The sequence below is a fragment of the Streptomyces sp. NPDC023838 genome (assembly GCF_040639555.1).
Lineage (GTDB): Bacteria > Actinomycetota > Actinomycetes > Streptomycetales > Streptomycetaceae > Streptomyces.
Map to the genome: position 1 here is coordinate 1 of NZ_JBFAAD010000023.1, position 13,878 is coordinate 13,878.

Consider the following 13,878-nt stretch of genomic DNA (forward strand, 5'->3'; position numbering starts at 1 on the left):
GGAAGATCCGCCAGTTCAATGAACCGATCGTGCAAGGTCTCGTTCGTCTCGGACATGCCCCGCCTCCCCGCGCACCGCGGCCAGTGCGCGGCGGGCAGCCGTGCTGCCCGCAGCGGCGACGGAACCGGCGGCCGCCCCGCGAACGGCGGCGGCCGCCGGAACGGCGCGGCGGGCAACCCGTCAGCGCCGCGCCACGCCCTCCGCCCGCGCGGCAGCGGCAACCGCGGCCGTCACCGCGGGAGCGACCCGCTCGTCGAACGGCGACGGGATCACGTAATCGGCCGCCAGGTCGTCGCCGACCACGTCGGCCAGCGCGTTCGCCGCGGCGATCTTCATGCCCTCGGTGATCCGGGAGGCCCGGACCTGGAGGGCGCCCGCGAAGATGCCCGGGAACGCCAGCACGTTGTTGATCTGGTTCGGGTAGTCCGAACGGCCCGTGGCGACCACCGACGCGTACTTGTGGGCGATGTCCGGGTGGACCTCGGGGTTCGGGTTGGCCATGGCGAACACGAACGCGCCGGGCGCCATCGAGGCCACCGCGGGCTCGGGGACCGTACCGCCGGAGACGCCGATGAAGACGTCCGCGCCGGCCAGGGCGGTCTCCAGGGAGCCGGACAGGCCCGCCTTGTTGGTGATCTCCGCCAGCTCGCGCTTGACGTCGGTCAGGTCCTGCCGGTCCCGGCTGACGATGCCCTTGCGGTCCGCGACCGCCACGTCGCCCAGGCCCGCCTCCAGGAGGAACTTGGCGATGGCCACGCCGGCCGCGCCCGCGCCGGAGATCACGCCGCGCAGCTCGCCGAGCGTGCGCCCGGTGAGCTTCGCCGCGTTGCGCAGCGCCGCGAGGGTGACCACGGCCGTGCCGTGCTGGTCGTCGTGGAAGACCGGAATGTCCAGCGCCTCCTGCAGACGCCGCTCGATCTCGAAGCAGCGCGGCGCGGAGATGTCTTCCAGGTTCACTCCGCCGAAGGACGGCGCCAGGCGCACCACGGTCTCGATGATCTCGTCCGTGTCGGTGGTCGCGAGCGCGATGGGCACCGCGTCGACCCCGCCGAACTGCTTGAAGAGGATGGCCTTGCCTTCCATCACGGGAAGGGACGCCTCGGGGCCGATGTCACCCAGCCCGAGGACGGCCGTGCCGTCCGTGACCACGGCGACGACCTGGGACTTCCAGGTGTAGTCGTGGACCAGGTCGGGGTTCTCCGCGATCGCGGTGCACACCTTCGCGACACCCGGCGTGTAGGCCAGGGACAGGTCGTCCCGGTCCCGGATCGGCACGGTGGCCTGCACGGCCATCTTGCCGCCCCGGTGCAGGGCAAAGGCCGGATCGAAGGGCTCCTCCGCGGAGCCTTGGTCAGTACTGCTGTCGCTGCGAGGATTGACGATCTCCGCTGCCATGTGATTTGACCCCTTAAGTCTTCATCAGTTGAGGGTGGCCACTCCTTGTTGAGGAGGGGTGGGTGGGCACCACGCACGTTCCCCGCGAGGAGCGGTTGGCCCGCCCCGCGAGGAGGAGGTACGTACGCGCGGGCACGCCGCACAACGCGCCCTGAGCCCCGGATGAGGGGTGTAAGGATCCTTCTTACCGGACGGAGGGGTGCGCCGAGTAGTCCATTTCGACTGCGGAACGCCGTGGTGACACGACTCATAGCGGCATGTCGGGACAAGTGAGCTATGCGGCCTGAAACGCGTCCAGAACGCGAGATGAACCGCAGATTTTCCGGCCGGTCAAGGTAAAACCCGCACAAGGTCCGGCCTTGATGTACCGGCCCGTTGGGGTTGGGGGGTGACCCGTTATCCGATTTTGACATGCGCGCCCCCCTGTTTCAGCAGGTCCGAATGGCAAGATGCCGACACAACACGGTCGTGTCGCCCAAGCATGGGCACCACGGCTCACTGTTCACTCACTGGCCACTCCATCACCCGCCGGAGGAACCCGACCATGACCGCAAGCACCACCCGTCGTACGACCGCCGCCTCGTCCCGGATTGCCGCGGTCGGCGCGATCGCGGTCGCCGGTGCCCTGCTGCTGACCGGCTGCGGAGACCAGACGAAGAGCAAGGACGGCGGCTCCAGCTCGGCCGCCACCAGCAAGGCCCCGCTCTTCTCGAAGCTGCCCAAGGCCATTCAGGACAAGGGCGTCATCAAGGTCGGCTCGGACATCGCGTACGCGCCGGTCGAATTCAAGGACAAGGACGGCAAGACCGCCGGTATCGACCCGGACCTCGCCGACGCCATGGGCAAGCAGCTGGGCGTGAAGTTCCAGTTCGAGAACGGCACCTTCGACACCCTGGTCACCGGTCTGCGCGCCAAGCGGTACGACATGGCCATGTCGGCCATGACGGACACCAAGGACCGCCAGAACGGCGTCGACTCGGAGACGAAGAAGAAGGTCGGCGAGGGCGCCGACTTCGTGGACTACTTCACCGCCGGTGTGTCGATCTACACTGCGAAGGGCAAGGACCAGGGCATCAAGACCTGGGACGATCTCTGTGGCAAGAAGATCGTGGTGCAGCGCGGCACGGTCTCCGAGGACCTCGCCAAGAAGCAGTCCGAGAAGTGCGGCGACAAGGGCAAGATCTCGATCGAGGCCTTCGACACCGACCAGCAGGCCCAGACCCGGCTGCGCTCCGGCGGCGCCGACGCCGGCTCCTCCGACTTCCCCGTCGCCGCGTACGCGGTGAAGACCTCGGGCGGCGGCAAGGACTTCCAGATCGTCGGCGAGCAGGTCGAGGCCGCTCCGTACGGCATCGCGGTCGCCAAGGACAACAGCCAGCTGCGCGACGCCCTCAAGGAGGCGCTCGACGCGATCATCAAGAGCGGCGACTACGACAAGGTCGTCGCGAAGTGGGGCGTCGAGGCCGGCGCCGTGAAGGAAGCCAAGATCAACGGCGGCGTCTGAACCTCCCCGCTCCAGGCGCGCTCCACCCCGTCCCCGGGCGGAGGGCCTGAAGGCTTCTGAAAGGCAACACCCGTGACTGTTGACGTCAACAAGTCGGAGCCGGCGGACACCCCGCCCCCCGCCGCTCCGGAGACCATCAAAGCGATCCCGGTCCGCCATTACGGCCGGTACGTCTCCGCCGTGATCGCGATCGCCCTGCTCGTCGCGATCGTGTACGCGTTCGCCCAGGGCAAGATCAACTGGGGTGCCATCCCGGACTACTTCTTCGACGACCGCATCCTCGACGGCGTCGGCCAGACGCTGCTGCTGACCGTCCTGTCCATGGCGATCGGCATCGTGGGCGGCATCCTGCTCGCCGTGATGCGCCTGTCGAAGAACCCGGTGACGTCCTCCATCGCCTGGTTCTACATCTGGTTCTTCCGGGGCACCCCGGTCCTGGTCCAGCTGATGGTCTGGTTCAACCTGGGCCTGGTCTTCGAGTACATCAACCTCGGCCCGATCTACAAGGACTACTGGTCCTCGTTCATGACGCCGCTGCTCACGGCGCTGCTCGGGCTCGGCCTGAACGAGGCCGCGTACATGGCGGAGATCTGCCGGGCCGGTCTGCTCGCGGTCGACGAGGGCCAGACCGAGGCGTCCCACGCGCTCGGCATGAGCCACTCCAAGACGCTGCGCCGGATCGTGATCCCGCAGGCGATGCGCGTGATCGTGCCGCCGACGGGCAACGAGGTCATCAACATGCTGAAGACCACCTCGCTGGTCTCGGCGGTGCAGTTCTACGAGCTGCTGCGGCAGGCCCAGGACATCGGCCAGACCTCCGGCGCCTCGGTCGAGATGCTGTTCCTGGCCGCCACCTGGTACCTGATCCTGACCACAATCTTCTCGATCGGCCAGTACTACCTGGAGCGCTACTACGCCCGCGGCTCCAGCCGCTCGCTCCCGCCCACCCCGTTCCAGCGAGTGAAGGCCAACCTGGTCTCGCTCCGCAGCACCCCCAAGGTGGTGAGCTGATGACCGCCATGGTGAAGTCCGAAGGCGTGCACAAGTCCTTCGGCGCGACCGAGGTCCTCAAGGGCATCGACCTGGAGGTGGCCGAGGGCGAGGTGTTCTGCCTGATCGGCCCGTCCGGCTCCGGCAAGTCGACCTTCCTGCGGTGCATCAACCACCTGGAGAAGATCAACGGCGGCCGGCTCTACGTGGACGGCGAGCTCGTCGGCTACCGCCAGAAGGGCGACAAGCTCTACGAGCTGAAGGACAGCGAGGTCGCGCTCAAGCGCCGTGACATCGGCATGGTCTTCCAGCGCTTCAACCTGTTCCCGCACATGACGGCCCTGGAGAACGTCATGGAGGCGCCGATCCAGGTCAGGGGCGAGAGCAAGGCGGTGGTGCGCGAGCGGGCGGAGAAGCTGCTCGACCGGGTCGGCCTGGCCGACAAGGCGCGCAACTACCCCTCGCAGCTCTCCGGCGGCCAGCAGCAGCGGGTGGCGATCGCCCGCGCGCTGGCCATGGAGCCGAAGCTGATGCTCTTCGACGAGCCGACGTCCGCGCTCGACCCGGAGCTGGTCGGCGACGTCCTGGACGTCATGCGGGGCCTCGCCGAGGACGGCATGACCATGATCGTGGTGACCCACGAGATGGGCTTCGCCCGTGAGGTCGGCGACTCGCTGGTCTTCATGGACGGCGGCGTGGTGGTCGAGTCCGGCCACCCGCGCGACGTCCTGACCAACCCGCAGCACGACCGGACGAAGTCGTTCCTGTCGAAGGTGCTGTAGCCGGCGGAGCAGGATGTACGGGAAGGGGCGGTACGGGCCGAGAGGCCCGCACCGCCCCTTCCGGCGTGCGGGGGTGACGGGGGCGCCGGGCGGGGTTACCGGGGTGCTGGCGGGTGACCGGGGGGCCGGGGTGCCCCAGGGCCACCCACTGCCCGGTGCGGCCGGGGCGCTGGCGGGATCCGCCCCCGTCGGACCCCCTCACGTAATACCCTCGGACAGCGCCCAGCCGTTACTGTCGCCGTAACTCGCCGTAACTGTCGCCGTAAGGATCACACGTGGAACTGGCCTATTACTCGGATTATGCGGTGCGCCTGGTCAACACCGAGGAGCCGGCCCGTAACAAGGACTCCCTGACGACGGTCGAGGTGATCCGCGAGCTGTTCGGCTCCGAGTCGACGACGGCCCGCCGCGCGACGGAGGCGGACGTGCCGCGCCTGCGGGCGGTACGGGCCCGGCTGCGGGCGGTCTTCGAGGCGGCGGACGCGGGCGAGGAGGTACGGGCGGTGGACCTGCTCAACTCCCTCCTCCTGGAGTTCCCGGTCAGCCCGCAGATCTCCGGGCACGACCACCGGGACGAGGACGGCAGCCCGCTGTGGCACATGCACCTCGCGGACCACACCTCGAACGCGACGGCGGGCTACGCGGCGCTCGCGTCCATGGGCCTGGCGTTCCATCTGACCGAGTACGGGGTGGACCGCCTCGGCCTGTGCCAGGCGGCGCCGTGCCGCAACGCCTACCTCGACACCTCCACCAACCGCTCCCGGCGCTACTGCTCCGACCGCTGCGCGACCCGGGCGAACGTGGCCGCCTACCGGGCGCGCAAGCGCCTGGAGACCGACCGGTCGGCGAACACCGGCCTGACCGCCGAGAACGCCCAGGACAGCAGCACCCCCACCGAGCGCTGACGCCCGCGCGTCAGCGGCCGGTAGCGCCCGCGCACCCGCCCGAGCACCAGCTCGCACGGCACGGTCCCGAAGGCCCGGCTGTCGACGACCTCGTCGTCCGGGTTGTCGCCGAGCACCCACCACCCGCCCTCCCGCAGCTCGATGAGCCGCTTGACGATGAGCAGATCCTGCTGGAGCGGATGCCGCAGCACCGCGACGTCACCCGCCCGGAGGTCACTCCCGTAGTGCACGAGGAGTTGGTCGCCGTGCAGCAGCGTCGGCACCATGGAGGTCCCCGTCACCTCCGCGATCCCCAACGGCACCCTCGGCTCCCGCCCCTGATCCGTCATCCGCCACCCACCTCCCGGTACCCGGTCCACACCCACGGTACGTTCCGCCACGAGTCCCATGGTGACCCTGGACTTTTGTCCTAAGCCCCCGGGGGCACTCGCGAAAACGGGCCTCTCACCGAGTAATGTCCCACCTGAGAAGACGATCACGAGGAAGGACAGCTCAATGCTTTCCCGCCTGTTTGCCCCCAAGGTGAAGGTCAGCGCCCACTGCGACCTGCCCTGCGGCGTGTACGACCCGGCCCAGGCCCGTATCGAGGCCGAGTCGGTCAAGGCCGTCCAGGAGAAGTTCCAGGCCAACGAGGACGCGCACTTCCGTGCCCGTGCCGTGGTCATCAAGGAGCAGCGCGCGGAGCTCGCCAAGCACCACGTCTCGGTGCTCTGGAGCGACTACTTCAAGCCCCCGCACTTCGAGAAGTACCCCCAGCTGCACCAGCTGGTCAACGACACCCTGAAGGCCCTCTCGGCCGCCAAGGCGTCGACGGACCCGAAGACGGGTGAGAAGGCGCTCGAACTCATCGCCGAGATCGACCGCATCTTCTGGGAGACGAAGAAGGCGTAACGCCCCTTCGCCCTCCCGGCAGCTTTTCAGGCAGCACCCGGCATCCGCGCGGAGCCGGGTGCTGTCGGTTTTTTGCCGTCCCGGTGACATGCTGGACGTCGGTCCAACGGGAGTACGGCCGGGCAGGGGAGGGCTCTTGGGGATCCAGGTCGCGCGTGGGGGGACTGTCGTCCGTTCCGGGGTCGACATCGGCCGGGCCGGGGGGTTGTGGCGGGTCACCCGGCCCTGGCATCCGGGGTTGCGGCCCTTCCTGCGGAGTTACGCCGGGTACTGGGACTCGGGGCTCTCGCCGTACGAGGTGCGGGTCGTCCCGACCGGGCGGGCGGTGGTCGTGATCAATCTCGCCGAGCCGTTCGCCCAGGTCCGCAGGGTGGGGGCGCCGGGGGCGGGCAGTGGGCGGATCGGGTCGTTGGTCGTGGGACTTGAGGACAGTCCCACGATGTGCGGGCACCACGGGGGACAGGAGGCCATTCGGCTGGAGCTGACGCCGCTGGGGGCCTATCGGCTGTTCGCCGTGCCCCTGGGGCAGTTGACCAGTCACGTCGTCGAGCTGCAGCACGTGCTCGGGCCCTGGGCCCACCTGCTCGTCGAGCGGCTCGCCGCCACCCCCGACTGGGGCCGGCGGTTCGACCTGCTCGACGCGGTGCTCCTCGACCGGCTCGGCCGCGGCCCGGACCCAGCGCCGGAGGTCGGCCACGCCTACCGGCTGCTCGCCGGTACCGCCGGGACGATCCCGGTCGCCCGGATCAGCGCCGAAGTGGGCTGGAGCAAGAGCTACTTGATCCGCCGGTTCACCGAACAGATCGGGCTGACGCCGAAGACGTACGGGCGGGTGCTGCGCTTCGACCGCGCCATGCGGATGCTCTCTCGCGGCGGGGCGAGCCTGGCGGAGATCTCCGCGCTCTGCGGCTTCTACGACCAGGCCCACCTCAACCGCGAGTTCCGCGCCCTGGCCGGCACCACACCCGGCCGGATGCTCTCCGCCCGCCGCGTGGAGGGAGCCCTCACCCTGTAGGCCCGGGGACGCGGGGGCCCGAGCCCCCGGGGCCCCCGAAGCCCGGAAGCCCAGGGCCCCGGAAGCCCCGAAGCCCGGGGCCTCGACGCCCGGGAGCCCAGGAGCCCAGGGCCCAGGACCCCGAAGCCTGGGAGCCCGGGAGCCCCGAGCCCGGAAGCCCAGGACCCCCGAAGTCCAGGCCCCCCGAAGCCCGGGAAACCGGCGTCCGGGAACCCCCTTCGCCCTCTCGCCCCCGTGCGAGCCAGGTGAATTTTGTCCAAGACCGGGACGGCCGCCGCCCGTATGGTCCACGCTCGCTGATGTCGACTCGGGCAGGGGGTCCCTATGGCAGCGACGAGACCGGAGCACGGCAAGGGTGAAGCCACCCGGCTGCTGTGCGCGGGCGTCTACCTCGACAGCGACTTCCGCCGCCAGGTGATCGAGGAACTCGTACAGCACGAGGAGCGCCCGGTCGCGCTCTCGCTCGGCATCGACGCGCTGCCCGTCCTCGCGCACGCGCTGCGCGCCCGGCGCCGCGAGGCCGAGACGGCGCTCGCGCTGCTGTGCGTCTGGGGCACGTTCATCGGGCTCTGGGTGGCGGGGGTCGGTTCGCAGACGATGCTCCCGCTGCCGGGCTGGCTTGCGTACGCGATCGTCTGCTTCGTCTTCGGGAGCGTGCGCGCCGGGACCGGGCTCGGCCTCGCGGTCTTCACCCTCGACCGCACGATGGTCAAGCAGGCCACCCGCGGGCGGCTGAGGATGCTGCTGCCGCTGGTGCCGTTCACGGTGGCGGCCCTGTACTGGGCGAGCGCGCTGTACGCGCTGTTCAGCGGCGCGGACGCCTGGGCGGGCGTGGTGTTCCCGCTCCTGCTCGTGCTGCCCGTGTGGGCGTACCGCGCCCACGTCACCTCCGTCATGCGCGACGAGCTGGGCTCGGAGGCCTTCGCCCGGGGGCCCCGCGAGACCCTGCCGTACCGCTATCGGCGGATCGGTGAGGCCATCGACCGCGAGCAGCACGCCTCGCTCACGATCTACGACCCGTTCCGCCCGTTCATCGGCGCCGGCAAGCCGTACGACGAGCAGTGGTCGCTGGTGATGGAGCTGAGGAGGCGCAAAGGCGCGTCGCCCGCGGCGGGGCCGCTCACCGGACGCGAGGTCATCGACCTCATCAAGCCGCAGTTGGAGTCGCTGCGCACCGCCGCCGCGGCCACCAGCCGCGACCGCCTGCGCGCCCTCGAAATCGACGAGTTCGTCTATCTGCCCACCGGGGTGGCCCGTTGGAAGGTCGCCTACGATCCACCCACCGTGCGGCGCCATCTCGACGAGGCCGTGGGCGAGGGCGGCGAGGCGCGCCGCCACTTCCTGCGCATCCGGATCGGGACCTGGGACGAGCAGGTCGTGGTGTCGCTCCTCGTACGCGTCCACACCCAGGGCGGGATGCTGGTGCTGGAGGTCGTGCCGCACGTCCTCACCCCCGTACGGCTGGAGTTCAGGGCCGTCGACGTGATCGAGGCGCGCGGCGAGGGCGATGTCCTGCGGGACACGGTCCGCGGGCTGCTCGCGGCCCCGACCGCGAACTTCGCCGCGGCGACCTCCCTGATCAGCACGGCCGTCGCCGAGTTCGTCACCTGGCTGGCCAACCCCCGGCACGCCCCGCCGGACGGACCGGCCACCTCCGTAAGGGAGTTGGGGAGCACGGACGACCTGTCGGTGTTCCAGGACATGGACGTCAAGCGGTACGTACGGACCGTGCAGGACCGGATCGCCAGCGGGGTGCGCGAGGCGCTGCGGGCGAAGGAGTACGAGACGGGCGACTTCGAGCAGCAGGTCATCACGGTGAGCGGGGGCGGGGTGTTCATCGGATCGATGAGCGGAGGCGCGGTCGCGACGGGCGACCAGGCGTCGGCGTCGCACACGGACGGCGGGAAGTGATGGCAGTGGAACAGAACGATCCGGATGCGCCGGATCCGCATGCGCCCGATCCGAATGCGCCGGATCCGGATGCGCCGGACGCGCCGGAAGCCCCGGGCGGCCGGGCGGGCGCCGGGAGCCCGGCATCCGGCGGCATCTCCATCGGCGTGATGACGGGCGGCGCGGCGGCGGCCGGGGACCGGGCGTCCGCCGAGGACCGCTCACGGCGGGCGGGCACACCGCCGCCCCCTCCCCCGTACGCGGGCACCCCCGCGAGCGTCCCCGGCGGCATCGGCATCGGGGTGATGACGGGCGGCGCCGCGGCCGCCGGCGCCGATGCCACGGCTGTCGACGCCTCGGCGCGGTTGCTGGACGCGCCGCCCGAACTCGTCGCTGCCGTACGCACGTTGCGCCAGCACCTCGGCCTGCTCGACCGGACGGCCGAGATCGCCGAGCTGGACGCCCGGCTGACCGAGATCGACGAGGGGATGGCCGAGACCGGTCAGGTGCGGCGCGACCGGCTGCAGTGGCTGCGCGACCGGCTGACCCTCGGCGCGACGACCGCGGCGGGGCTCGCCTCGGCCGCGGCCGTCGTCGACACCATCGTCCAACTGACCGGCTGAGAGCGCGGGTGACATGAGCTACTGGGACGCGGACGCACAGCGCTGGGTACAGGGACCGACGGGCCCGGGGAACGCCCCGGGGCAGCCGCCCCCGGACGACGGCCTGCGGCGCGTGCTGATCGTGGTGTTCGTGGCGGTCCTGCTGTGCGGGGCGGCGGGTACCGGCCTCTGGCTGCTGGCCCACGACCACGGCGGCGGCCCGGACCCGGCGTCGCCGTACTACCTGCAGACCCCGGGGACCCCGACGGACACGGCGACGCAGACACCCACGTACGTGGACCCGACGTACCCGGACCCGACCTATTCGGCCACGCCGGACGAGCTGACGCCGCCCCCCACCACCGACACGAGCCCCTCCACCGCCCCGGGCCCCGGGGCCACGGTGGAGAGCTACTACTCCGCGATCAACAGCGGTGACTACGAGACCGCGTGGAGCCTCGGCGGCAAGAACCTCACGGCGAGCTACTCCTCGTACGCCGCGGGCTTCGCCGACACCCGGCGGTCCGACGTCGTCGTCCGGGCCGTTCAGGACGACACCGTCTCCGTGGACATCACGGCCCGGCAGCGGGACGGCAGTGTGCGGACCTACACGGGGACGTACACCGTGCGGAACGGGGAGATCACCGGTGCCTCCGTCCGCCGGACGGGATAAATTCGGAGCCATGGCACCTCTTGAACCTCCTTACACCCGGCTCCTGGTGGAGCGTTACGAGCCGACCTTCCGCTTCTACGCGGCCGTGCTGCCCAAGCTGAGCGGCTGCTCGCTGGCGCGCGGGACCGAGGGGTCGGGGTACGCGAGCTGGGACGACTGCGAGGGGCGTACCGCGTTCGCGCTGTTCTCGCGGGCCGCGATGGCCGCGGCCGTCGGCGAGGAGAACGTGCCGGTCGGGGCGTCCGTCGTCATCCGTGTGGACGGGCCCGGCGCGCTGGACGCCGGGGTCGAGCTCTGCACGTCCGCCGGCGCCACCGTGGTCGCCCCGGCGCAGGACCGGCCGCAGTGGGGGCCGACGATGCGGGCCGCCCATCTGCACGACCCGGACGGCAACTTGGTGGAGCTGCAGACGTACTGAGGCGCGCCACTGGAGGCCGACGCGTTGAGGCGCGCCACCGGAGGCGCGGGCAGACGTACTGAGGCACGGCGCGGGCATGCTGAGGCTCGCCACTGGCGGCGGAGGCAGACGTACTGGGGCGCGGGCATCGTAGGACCTGAGGCCCGTCAGTGGAGCCCCGTGCGGACCAGGTCGACCAGCTCGTCCTCCGTCAGGCCCAGCCGCCGCGCCTCCTCCACCACTTCGCGCACCCGCACGAGCAGCCCGGCCCGGGCGCGGGACGAGGTCGCCTCGACCACCACCGCGCCCCGGCCCCGCCGCAGCTCGATCAGCCCCTCCTCGCGCAGGCGCTGGTAGCCGCGCAGGACGGTATGGACGTTGACGCCCAGCGAGTCGGCGAGCACGCGGGCGGCGGGCAGGCGCTCGCCCGGCTCCACCGTGCCCTCGGCGATGGCGCGACGCACCGACGCGGCGATCTGGTCGCCCAGCGCCACCGCGGACGCCGGATCCACCCGGAACAGCATCAGCGCACCGCCGCGCGCTCGGCCAGCGTGTTGAGCAGGGCCGCCGCCGTCGCGGAGTCGGACACCGTCACGGCGAACTCCCGCCCGCTCGCGCGCCGCACCACGATCGCCTCGCCCGAGCGCAGGATCAGCCCGGAGCGCCCGGGGCGCACCCGGTAGCCCCAACCGCCGTACTCGGAGAGCGCCTTCACCTCACGGCTCACGGCCCGGTCCACCTCCGTCAGCGGTATCCGCACGCGCGGCCAGGGCAGCACCGTCGGGCGGGTGGTCAGCCCGTGCCGGTCCACCGTCACGTACGGGCAGGAGCAGGCGAGGATGAGCAGCCCGCAGGTCAGGGGCGCGGCGGCGCGCCCCCAGCCGTACACGTACGTCAGCGCGCCGCCCACGAGCAGCAGCGCCACGCCGACCGCGCACAGCGTCCGCGACGGCGCGCGCCTGGCCCAGCCCGCCACCTCGCCCTCCGCGAGGTCGAGCCGCTCGACCGCGCCGGGACCGGGGGGCGGCACGACGCGGGGCAGGTCGAGGAGCCGCAGCAGCGCCGCCCCGGCGGTGGCGGCGAGCGCGGCCACCGCCAGGCCCGCCGCGAGCTGCCACAGCGGCAGCCGCACCTCGCTGCCGTCGGCGGCGTCGAGGTTCGCGTAGAGCGCGGCCGCCATCACATAGCCGGTCAGGCCCGCGCCCGCGTAGCCGGCGCCGATCATCCAGCGCGCCCCGCGCAGCGCGAAGTCCGCGGTGGCCGCGAGGACCGCCCAGACGGCGGAGAGCCCGCAGGCCAGGCCGATGTTCACCACCACGAAAGCGTCCCGGCCGGCATAGCCGTCGGCGGCGCCGCTCCCGTTGAAGTGGGTGGCGATGCGCGCCGGCAGCCGGTCACGCAGGACGGCGAAGAGGATCAGGTCGACGGCGAGCGCCAGCAGGAACGGCAGCACGGCGACGGCGACCAGCCGGTAGCGGGCGCGGTTCATCGAAACCTTCATTGTTCGCACAGTAGTAGAACAATGCAGGCGCTGAAAAGGGGGGCGCGGCCGTCCGTACCGAGGACGTGTCTCGGTACGGACGGCCGCGCCCGGATCAGATGGTGAAGATGCGCCAGTTAATGAAGAAACGTCAGTTAGTGAAGGTGCATCAGATAGTGAAGGTGCATCAGGTGCTTCAGATGCTCTCGAGGACGGACGGCTGGAGCTCTGCCCCGTAAGGGAGTTGGCGCCGGATGTCGTCGAGCACCGACCCGAAGTCGAGCTCGGCGCGCCCCGACGCGTACACCGCTCCCCCCAGGTGCAGCGCGAGCCCCAGGTCGGGCTCGGGCGGCTTGAGGGAGAGGAGGCAGCTCAGGGTGGCGTGGTGGACCGCGCCGTCGGCGGAGGCGACCGGTACCGGCATGTCCCATTCCAGGACGAAGTCGCGCAGAGCGCCGCCGTCGAGCGCGAAAGAGCCCTCCGTCGGTATGCCCGGTACCGGTCCGAGCGAGTCGAACCCCGCCCCGGCGAAGTCGACTCCCCTGATACGGGTGTGCAGTTGGGTCCCGTCGGCGGTGATCGTCAGCGCTTCGGATCCATGGCGGTCTCGGTACCAGCCCGCCCAGGACTGTGTGGTCATGGGCGGGAGATTAGCGGCGCATCCTGCTGTTCGTCACAGGGCGTGACCGAAATGGGAGTTAGCGCTTCCTTGTGTAAGTGGTGACGACTGTACCGTTTTCGAAGGAACGGCTGTCCGTCGGCACGAACGAGCGGGGACTGAACTCCGTCCGGAACAAGGGGATTCCGGCGCCCGCCACAACCGGATAGCTCTTGATGACGAGCTCGTCGATCTCGTCGATGAGCTGCCCGGCGAGGTCGGCGCCGCCGCACAGGTAGATGTCGGCGCCCTCCTCCTGCTTGAGCGCGCGGACGAACGGCACCGGGTCGCCGCTGACGACCTCGACGGCCGGGTCCGGGGACTCACGGAGACTGCGCGAGAAGACGATCTGGCGCAGATGGGCGTACGGACTGGCGAAACCCCCCTTGAGGCCGGGTTCGTACGTCCCCCGGCCCATCAGCACGGTGTCGTACCGCCGGTTGGGCGTCTCGTCGATGCCCAGGGCCCGGCGGCCGGGAGTCGGCATGGTCTCGGGGAAGTCCGTGGCGATGAAGCCGTGGACCTCGTCACTCAGGGGATAGAAGTCGTACGACCCGTCCGGGGCGGCGATGAAGCCGTCGATGGTCAGGGCGATGTAGTACGAAAGCTTGCGCAAGCCGGCCTCTTCTGACTCGGGAGGTGGTCCGGGCGATCAACCACTTCGAGTAAAGTACTTCATGCGTAGTGGTTGCGCAA

At 70.8% G+C, this 13,878-nt stretch carries 16 protein-coding genes; 10 read left to right on the forward strand and 6 right to left on the reverse strand.

Annotation, left to right across the window (positions count from 1 at the left end; all coding sequences use genetic code 11):
* Positions 1 to 180: 180 nt before the first annotated feature.
* Positions 181 to 1,395 carry an NADP-dependent malic enzyme gene (locus AB0G17_RS25035; protein WP_361386933.1) on the reverse strand — a complete coding sequence of 405 codons (1,215 nt, stop codon included), beginning with the start codon at positions 1,393 to 1,395 and terminating at the stop codon, positions 181 to 183.
* Between the two features lie 544 nt (positions 1,396 to 1,939).
* On the opposite strand from AB0G17_RS25035, the gene AB0G17_RS25040 reads away from it, so the two are divergent.
* The 4 genes from AB0G17_RS25040 to AB0G17_RS25055 all read left to right on the forward strand — a co-directional run bounded on the left by AB0G17_RS25040 (position 1,940) and on the right by AB0G17_RS25055 (position 5,576).
* Positions 1,940 to 2,899 (forward strand): ABC transporter substrate-binding protein, encoded by a 960-nt coding sequence (locus tag AB0G17_RS25040; protein ID WP_361386936.1) that lies wholly within the window; start codon positions 1,940 to 1,942, stop codon positions 2,897 to 2,899.
* Between the two features lie 72 nt (positions 2,900 to 2,971).
* Complete coding sequence (locus tag AB0G17_RS25045; protein ID WP_361386939.1) at positions 2,972 to 3,910, forward strand: amino acid ABC transporter permease; 939 nt, start codon at positions 2,972 to 2,974, stop codon at positions 3,908 to 3,910.
* Positions 3,910 to 4,671 (forward strand): amino acid ABC transporter ATP-binding protein, encoded by a 762-nt coding sequence (locus AB0G17_RS25050; RefSeq protein ID WP_361386942.1) that lies wholly within the window; start codon positions 3,910 to 3,912, stop codon positions 4,669 to 4,671. Before AB0G17_RS25045 ends, AB0G17_RS25050 begins: the two co-directional genes overlap by 1 nt.
* Positions 4,672 to 4,946: 275 nt before the next feature.
* On the forward strand, positions 4,947 to 5,576 hold the full coding sequence (locus tag AB0G17_RS25055) for a CGNR zinc finger domain-containing protein (protein ID WP_361386945.1): 630 nt from the start codon (positions 4,947 to 4,949) through the stop codon (positions 5,574 to 5,576).
* Here AB0G17_RS25055 and sodX read toward each other — a convergent pair.
* A complete protein-coding gene (gene sodX / locus AB0G17_RS25060) occupies positions 5,480 to 5,905 on the reverse strand; it encodes a nickel-type superoxide dismutase maturation protease (RefSeq protein WP_361386948.1) in 426 nt (141 codons plus the stop codon). The genes AB0G17_RS25055 and sodX overlap by 97 nt on opposite strands.
* 166 nt (positions 5,906 to 6,071) lie before the next feature.
* On the opposite strand from sodX, the gene sodN reads away from it, so the two are divergent.
* The 6 genes from sodN (at position 6,072) to AB0G17_RS25090 (ending at position 11,065) form a co-directional block, all read left to right on the forward strand.
* On the forward strand, positions 6,072 to 6,467 hold the full coding sequence (gene sodN / locus AB0G17_RS25065; protein ID WP_361386951.1) for a superoxide dismutase, Ni: 396 nt from the start codon (positions 6,072 to 6,074) through the stop codon (positions 6,465 to 6,467).
* Between the two features lie 238 nt (positions 6,468 to 6,705).
* Positions 6,706 to 7,482, forward strand: coding sequence for an AraC family transcriptional regulator (locus tag AB0G17_RS25070; RefSeq protein WP_361386954.1), 777 nt, complete (start codon positions 6,706 to 6,708; stop codon positions 7,480 to 7,482).
* A gap of 324 nt (positions 7,483 to 7,806) precedes the next feature.
* Positions 7,807 to 9,393: a hypothetical protein gene (locus AB0G17_RS25075; RefSeq protein WP_361386957.1), complete on the forward strand. Its 1,587-nt coding sequence runs from the start codon at positions 7,807 to 7,809 to the stop codon at positions 9,391 to 9,393.
* Positions 9,393 to 9,995 (forward strand): hypothetical protein, encoded by a 603-nt coding sequence (locus AB0G17_RS25080; protein ID WP_361386960.1) that lies wholly within the window; start codon positions 9,393 to 9,395, stop codon positions 9,993 to 9,995. The genes AB0G17_RS25075 and AB0G17_RS25080 overlap by 1 nt, the downstream gene beginning before the upstream one ends.
* Before the next feature lie 13 nt (positions 9,996 to 10,008).
* The gene (locus AB0G17_RS25085; protein ID WP_361386963.1) at positions 10,009 to 10,647 is read left to right on the forward strand and encodes a hypothetical protein; all 639 of its coding nucleotides are present in this window, start codon (positions 10,009 to 10,011) and stop codon (positions 10,645 to 10,647) included.
* 10 nt (positions 10,648 to 10,657) lie between these two features.
* Complete coding sequence (locus tag AB0G17_RS25090) at positions 10,658 to 11,065, forward strand: glyoxalase/bleomycin resistance/extradiol dioxygenase family protein (protein WP_361386966.1); 408 nt, start codon at positions 10,658 to 10,660, stop codon at positions 11,063 to 11,065.
* 146 nt (positions 11,066 to 11,211) lie between these two features.
* Here the strand turns inward: AB0G17_RS25090 and AB0G17_RS25095 are convergent, their stop codons facing one another.
* The 4 genes from AB0G17_RS25095 to AB0G17_RS25110 form a co-directional block, all read right to left on the reverse strand.
* Positions 11,212 to 11,568 (reverse strand): GntR family transcriptional regulator, encoded by a 357-nt coding sequence (locus AB0G17_RS25095; protein ID WP_361386969.1) that lies wholly within the window; start codon positions 11,566 to 11,568, stop codon positions 11,212 to 11,214.
* On the reverse strand, positions 11,568 to 12,545 hold the full coding sequence (locus AB0G17_RS25100; RefSeq protein WP_361386972.1) for a DUF1648 domain-containing protein: 978 nt from the start codon (positions 12,543 to 12,545) through the stop codon (positions 11,568 to 11,570). The genes AB0G17_RS25095 and AB0G17_RS25100 overlap by 1 nt, the downstream gene beginning before the upstream one ends.
* Before the next feature lie 175 nt (positions 12,546 to 12,720).
* On the reverse strand, positions 12,721 to 13,164 hold the full coding sequence (locus AB0G17_RS25105; RefSeq protein WP_361386975.1) for a DUF6304 family protein: 444 nt from the start codon (positions 13,162 to 13,164) through the stop codon (positions 12,721 to 12,723).
* Positions 13,165 to 13,222: 58 nt separating this feature from the next.
* Positions 13,223 to 13,798: a dihydrofolate reductase family protein gene (locus AB0G17_RS25110; RefSeq protein WP_361386978.1), complete on the reverse strand. Its 576-nt coding sequence runs from the start codon at positions 13,796 to 13,798 to the stop codon at positions 13,223 to 13,225.
* Positions 13,799 to 13,878 lie beyond the last annotated feature (80 nt).

Bases quoted from the DNA above. Each gene is read 5' to 3' on its own strand.
- AB0G17_RS25035 (WP_361386933.1), bottom strand. From the start codon at position 1,395: ATGGCAGCGGAGATCGTCAATCCTCGCAGCGACAGCAGTACTGACCAA.
- AB0G17_RS25040 (WP_361386936.1), top strand. From the start codon at position 1,940: ATGACCGCAAGCACCACCCGTCGTACGACCGCCGCCTCGTCCCGGATT.
- AB0G17_RS25050 (WP_361386942.1), top strand. From the start codon at position 3,910: ATGACCGCCATGGTGAAGTCCGAAGGCGTGCACAAGTCCTTCGGCGCG.
- sodX (WP_361386948.1), bottom strand. From the start codon at position 5,905: ATGACGGATCAGGGGCGGGAGCCGAGGGTGCCGTTGGGGATCGCGGAG.
- sodN (WP_361386951.1), top strand. From the start codon at position 6,072: ATGCTTTCCCGCCTGTTTGCCCCCAAGGTGAAGGTCAGCGCCCACTGC.
- AB0G17_RS25075 (WP_361386957.1), top strand. From the start codon at position 7,807: ATGGCAGCGACGAGACCGGAGCACGGCAAGGGTGAAGCCACCCGGCTG.
- AB0G17_RS25080 (WP_361386960.1), top strand. From the start codon at position 9,393: ATGGCAGTGGAACAGAACGATCCGGATGCGCCGGATCCGCATGCGCCC.
- AB0G17_RS25085 (WP_361386963.1), top strand. From the start codon at position 10,009: ATGAGCTACTGGGACGCGGACGCACAGCGCTGGGTACAGGGACCGACG.
- AB0G17_RS25090 (WP_361386966.1), top strand. From the start codon at position 10,658: ATGGCACCTCTTGAACCTCCTTACACCCGGCTCCTGGTGGAGCGTTAC.
- AB0G17_RS25095 (WP_361386969.1), bottom strand. From the start codon at position 11,568: ATGCTGTTCCGGGTGGATCCGGCGTCCGCGGTGGCGCTGGGCGACCAG.
- AB0G17_RS25100 (WP_361386972.1), bottom strand. From the start codon at position 12,545: ATGAAGGTTTCGATGAACCGCGCCCGCTACCGGCTGGTCGCCGTCGCC.
- AB0G17_RS25105 (WP_361386975.1), bottom strand. From the start codon at position 13,164: ATGACCACACAGTCCTGGGCGGGCTGGTACCGAGACCGCCATGGATCC.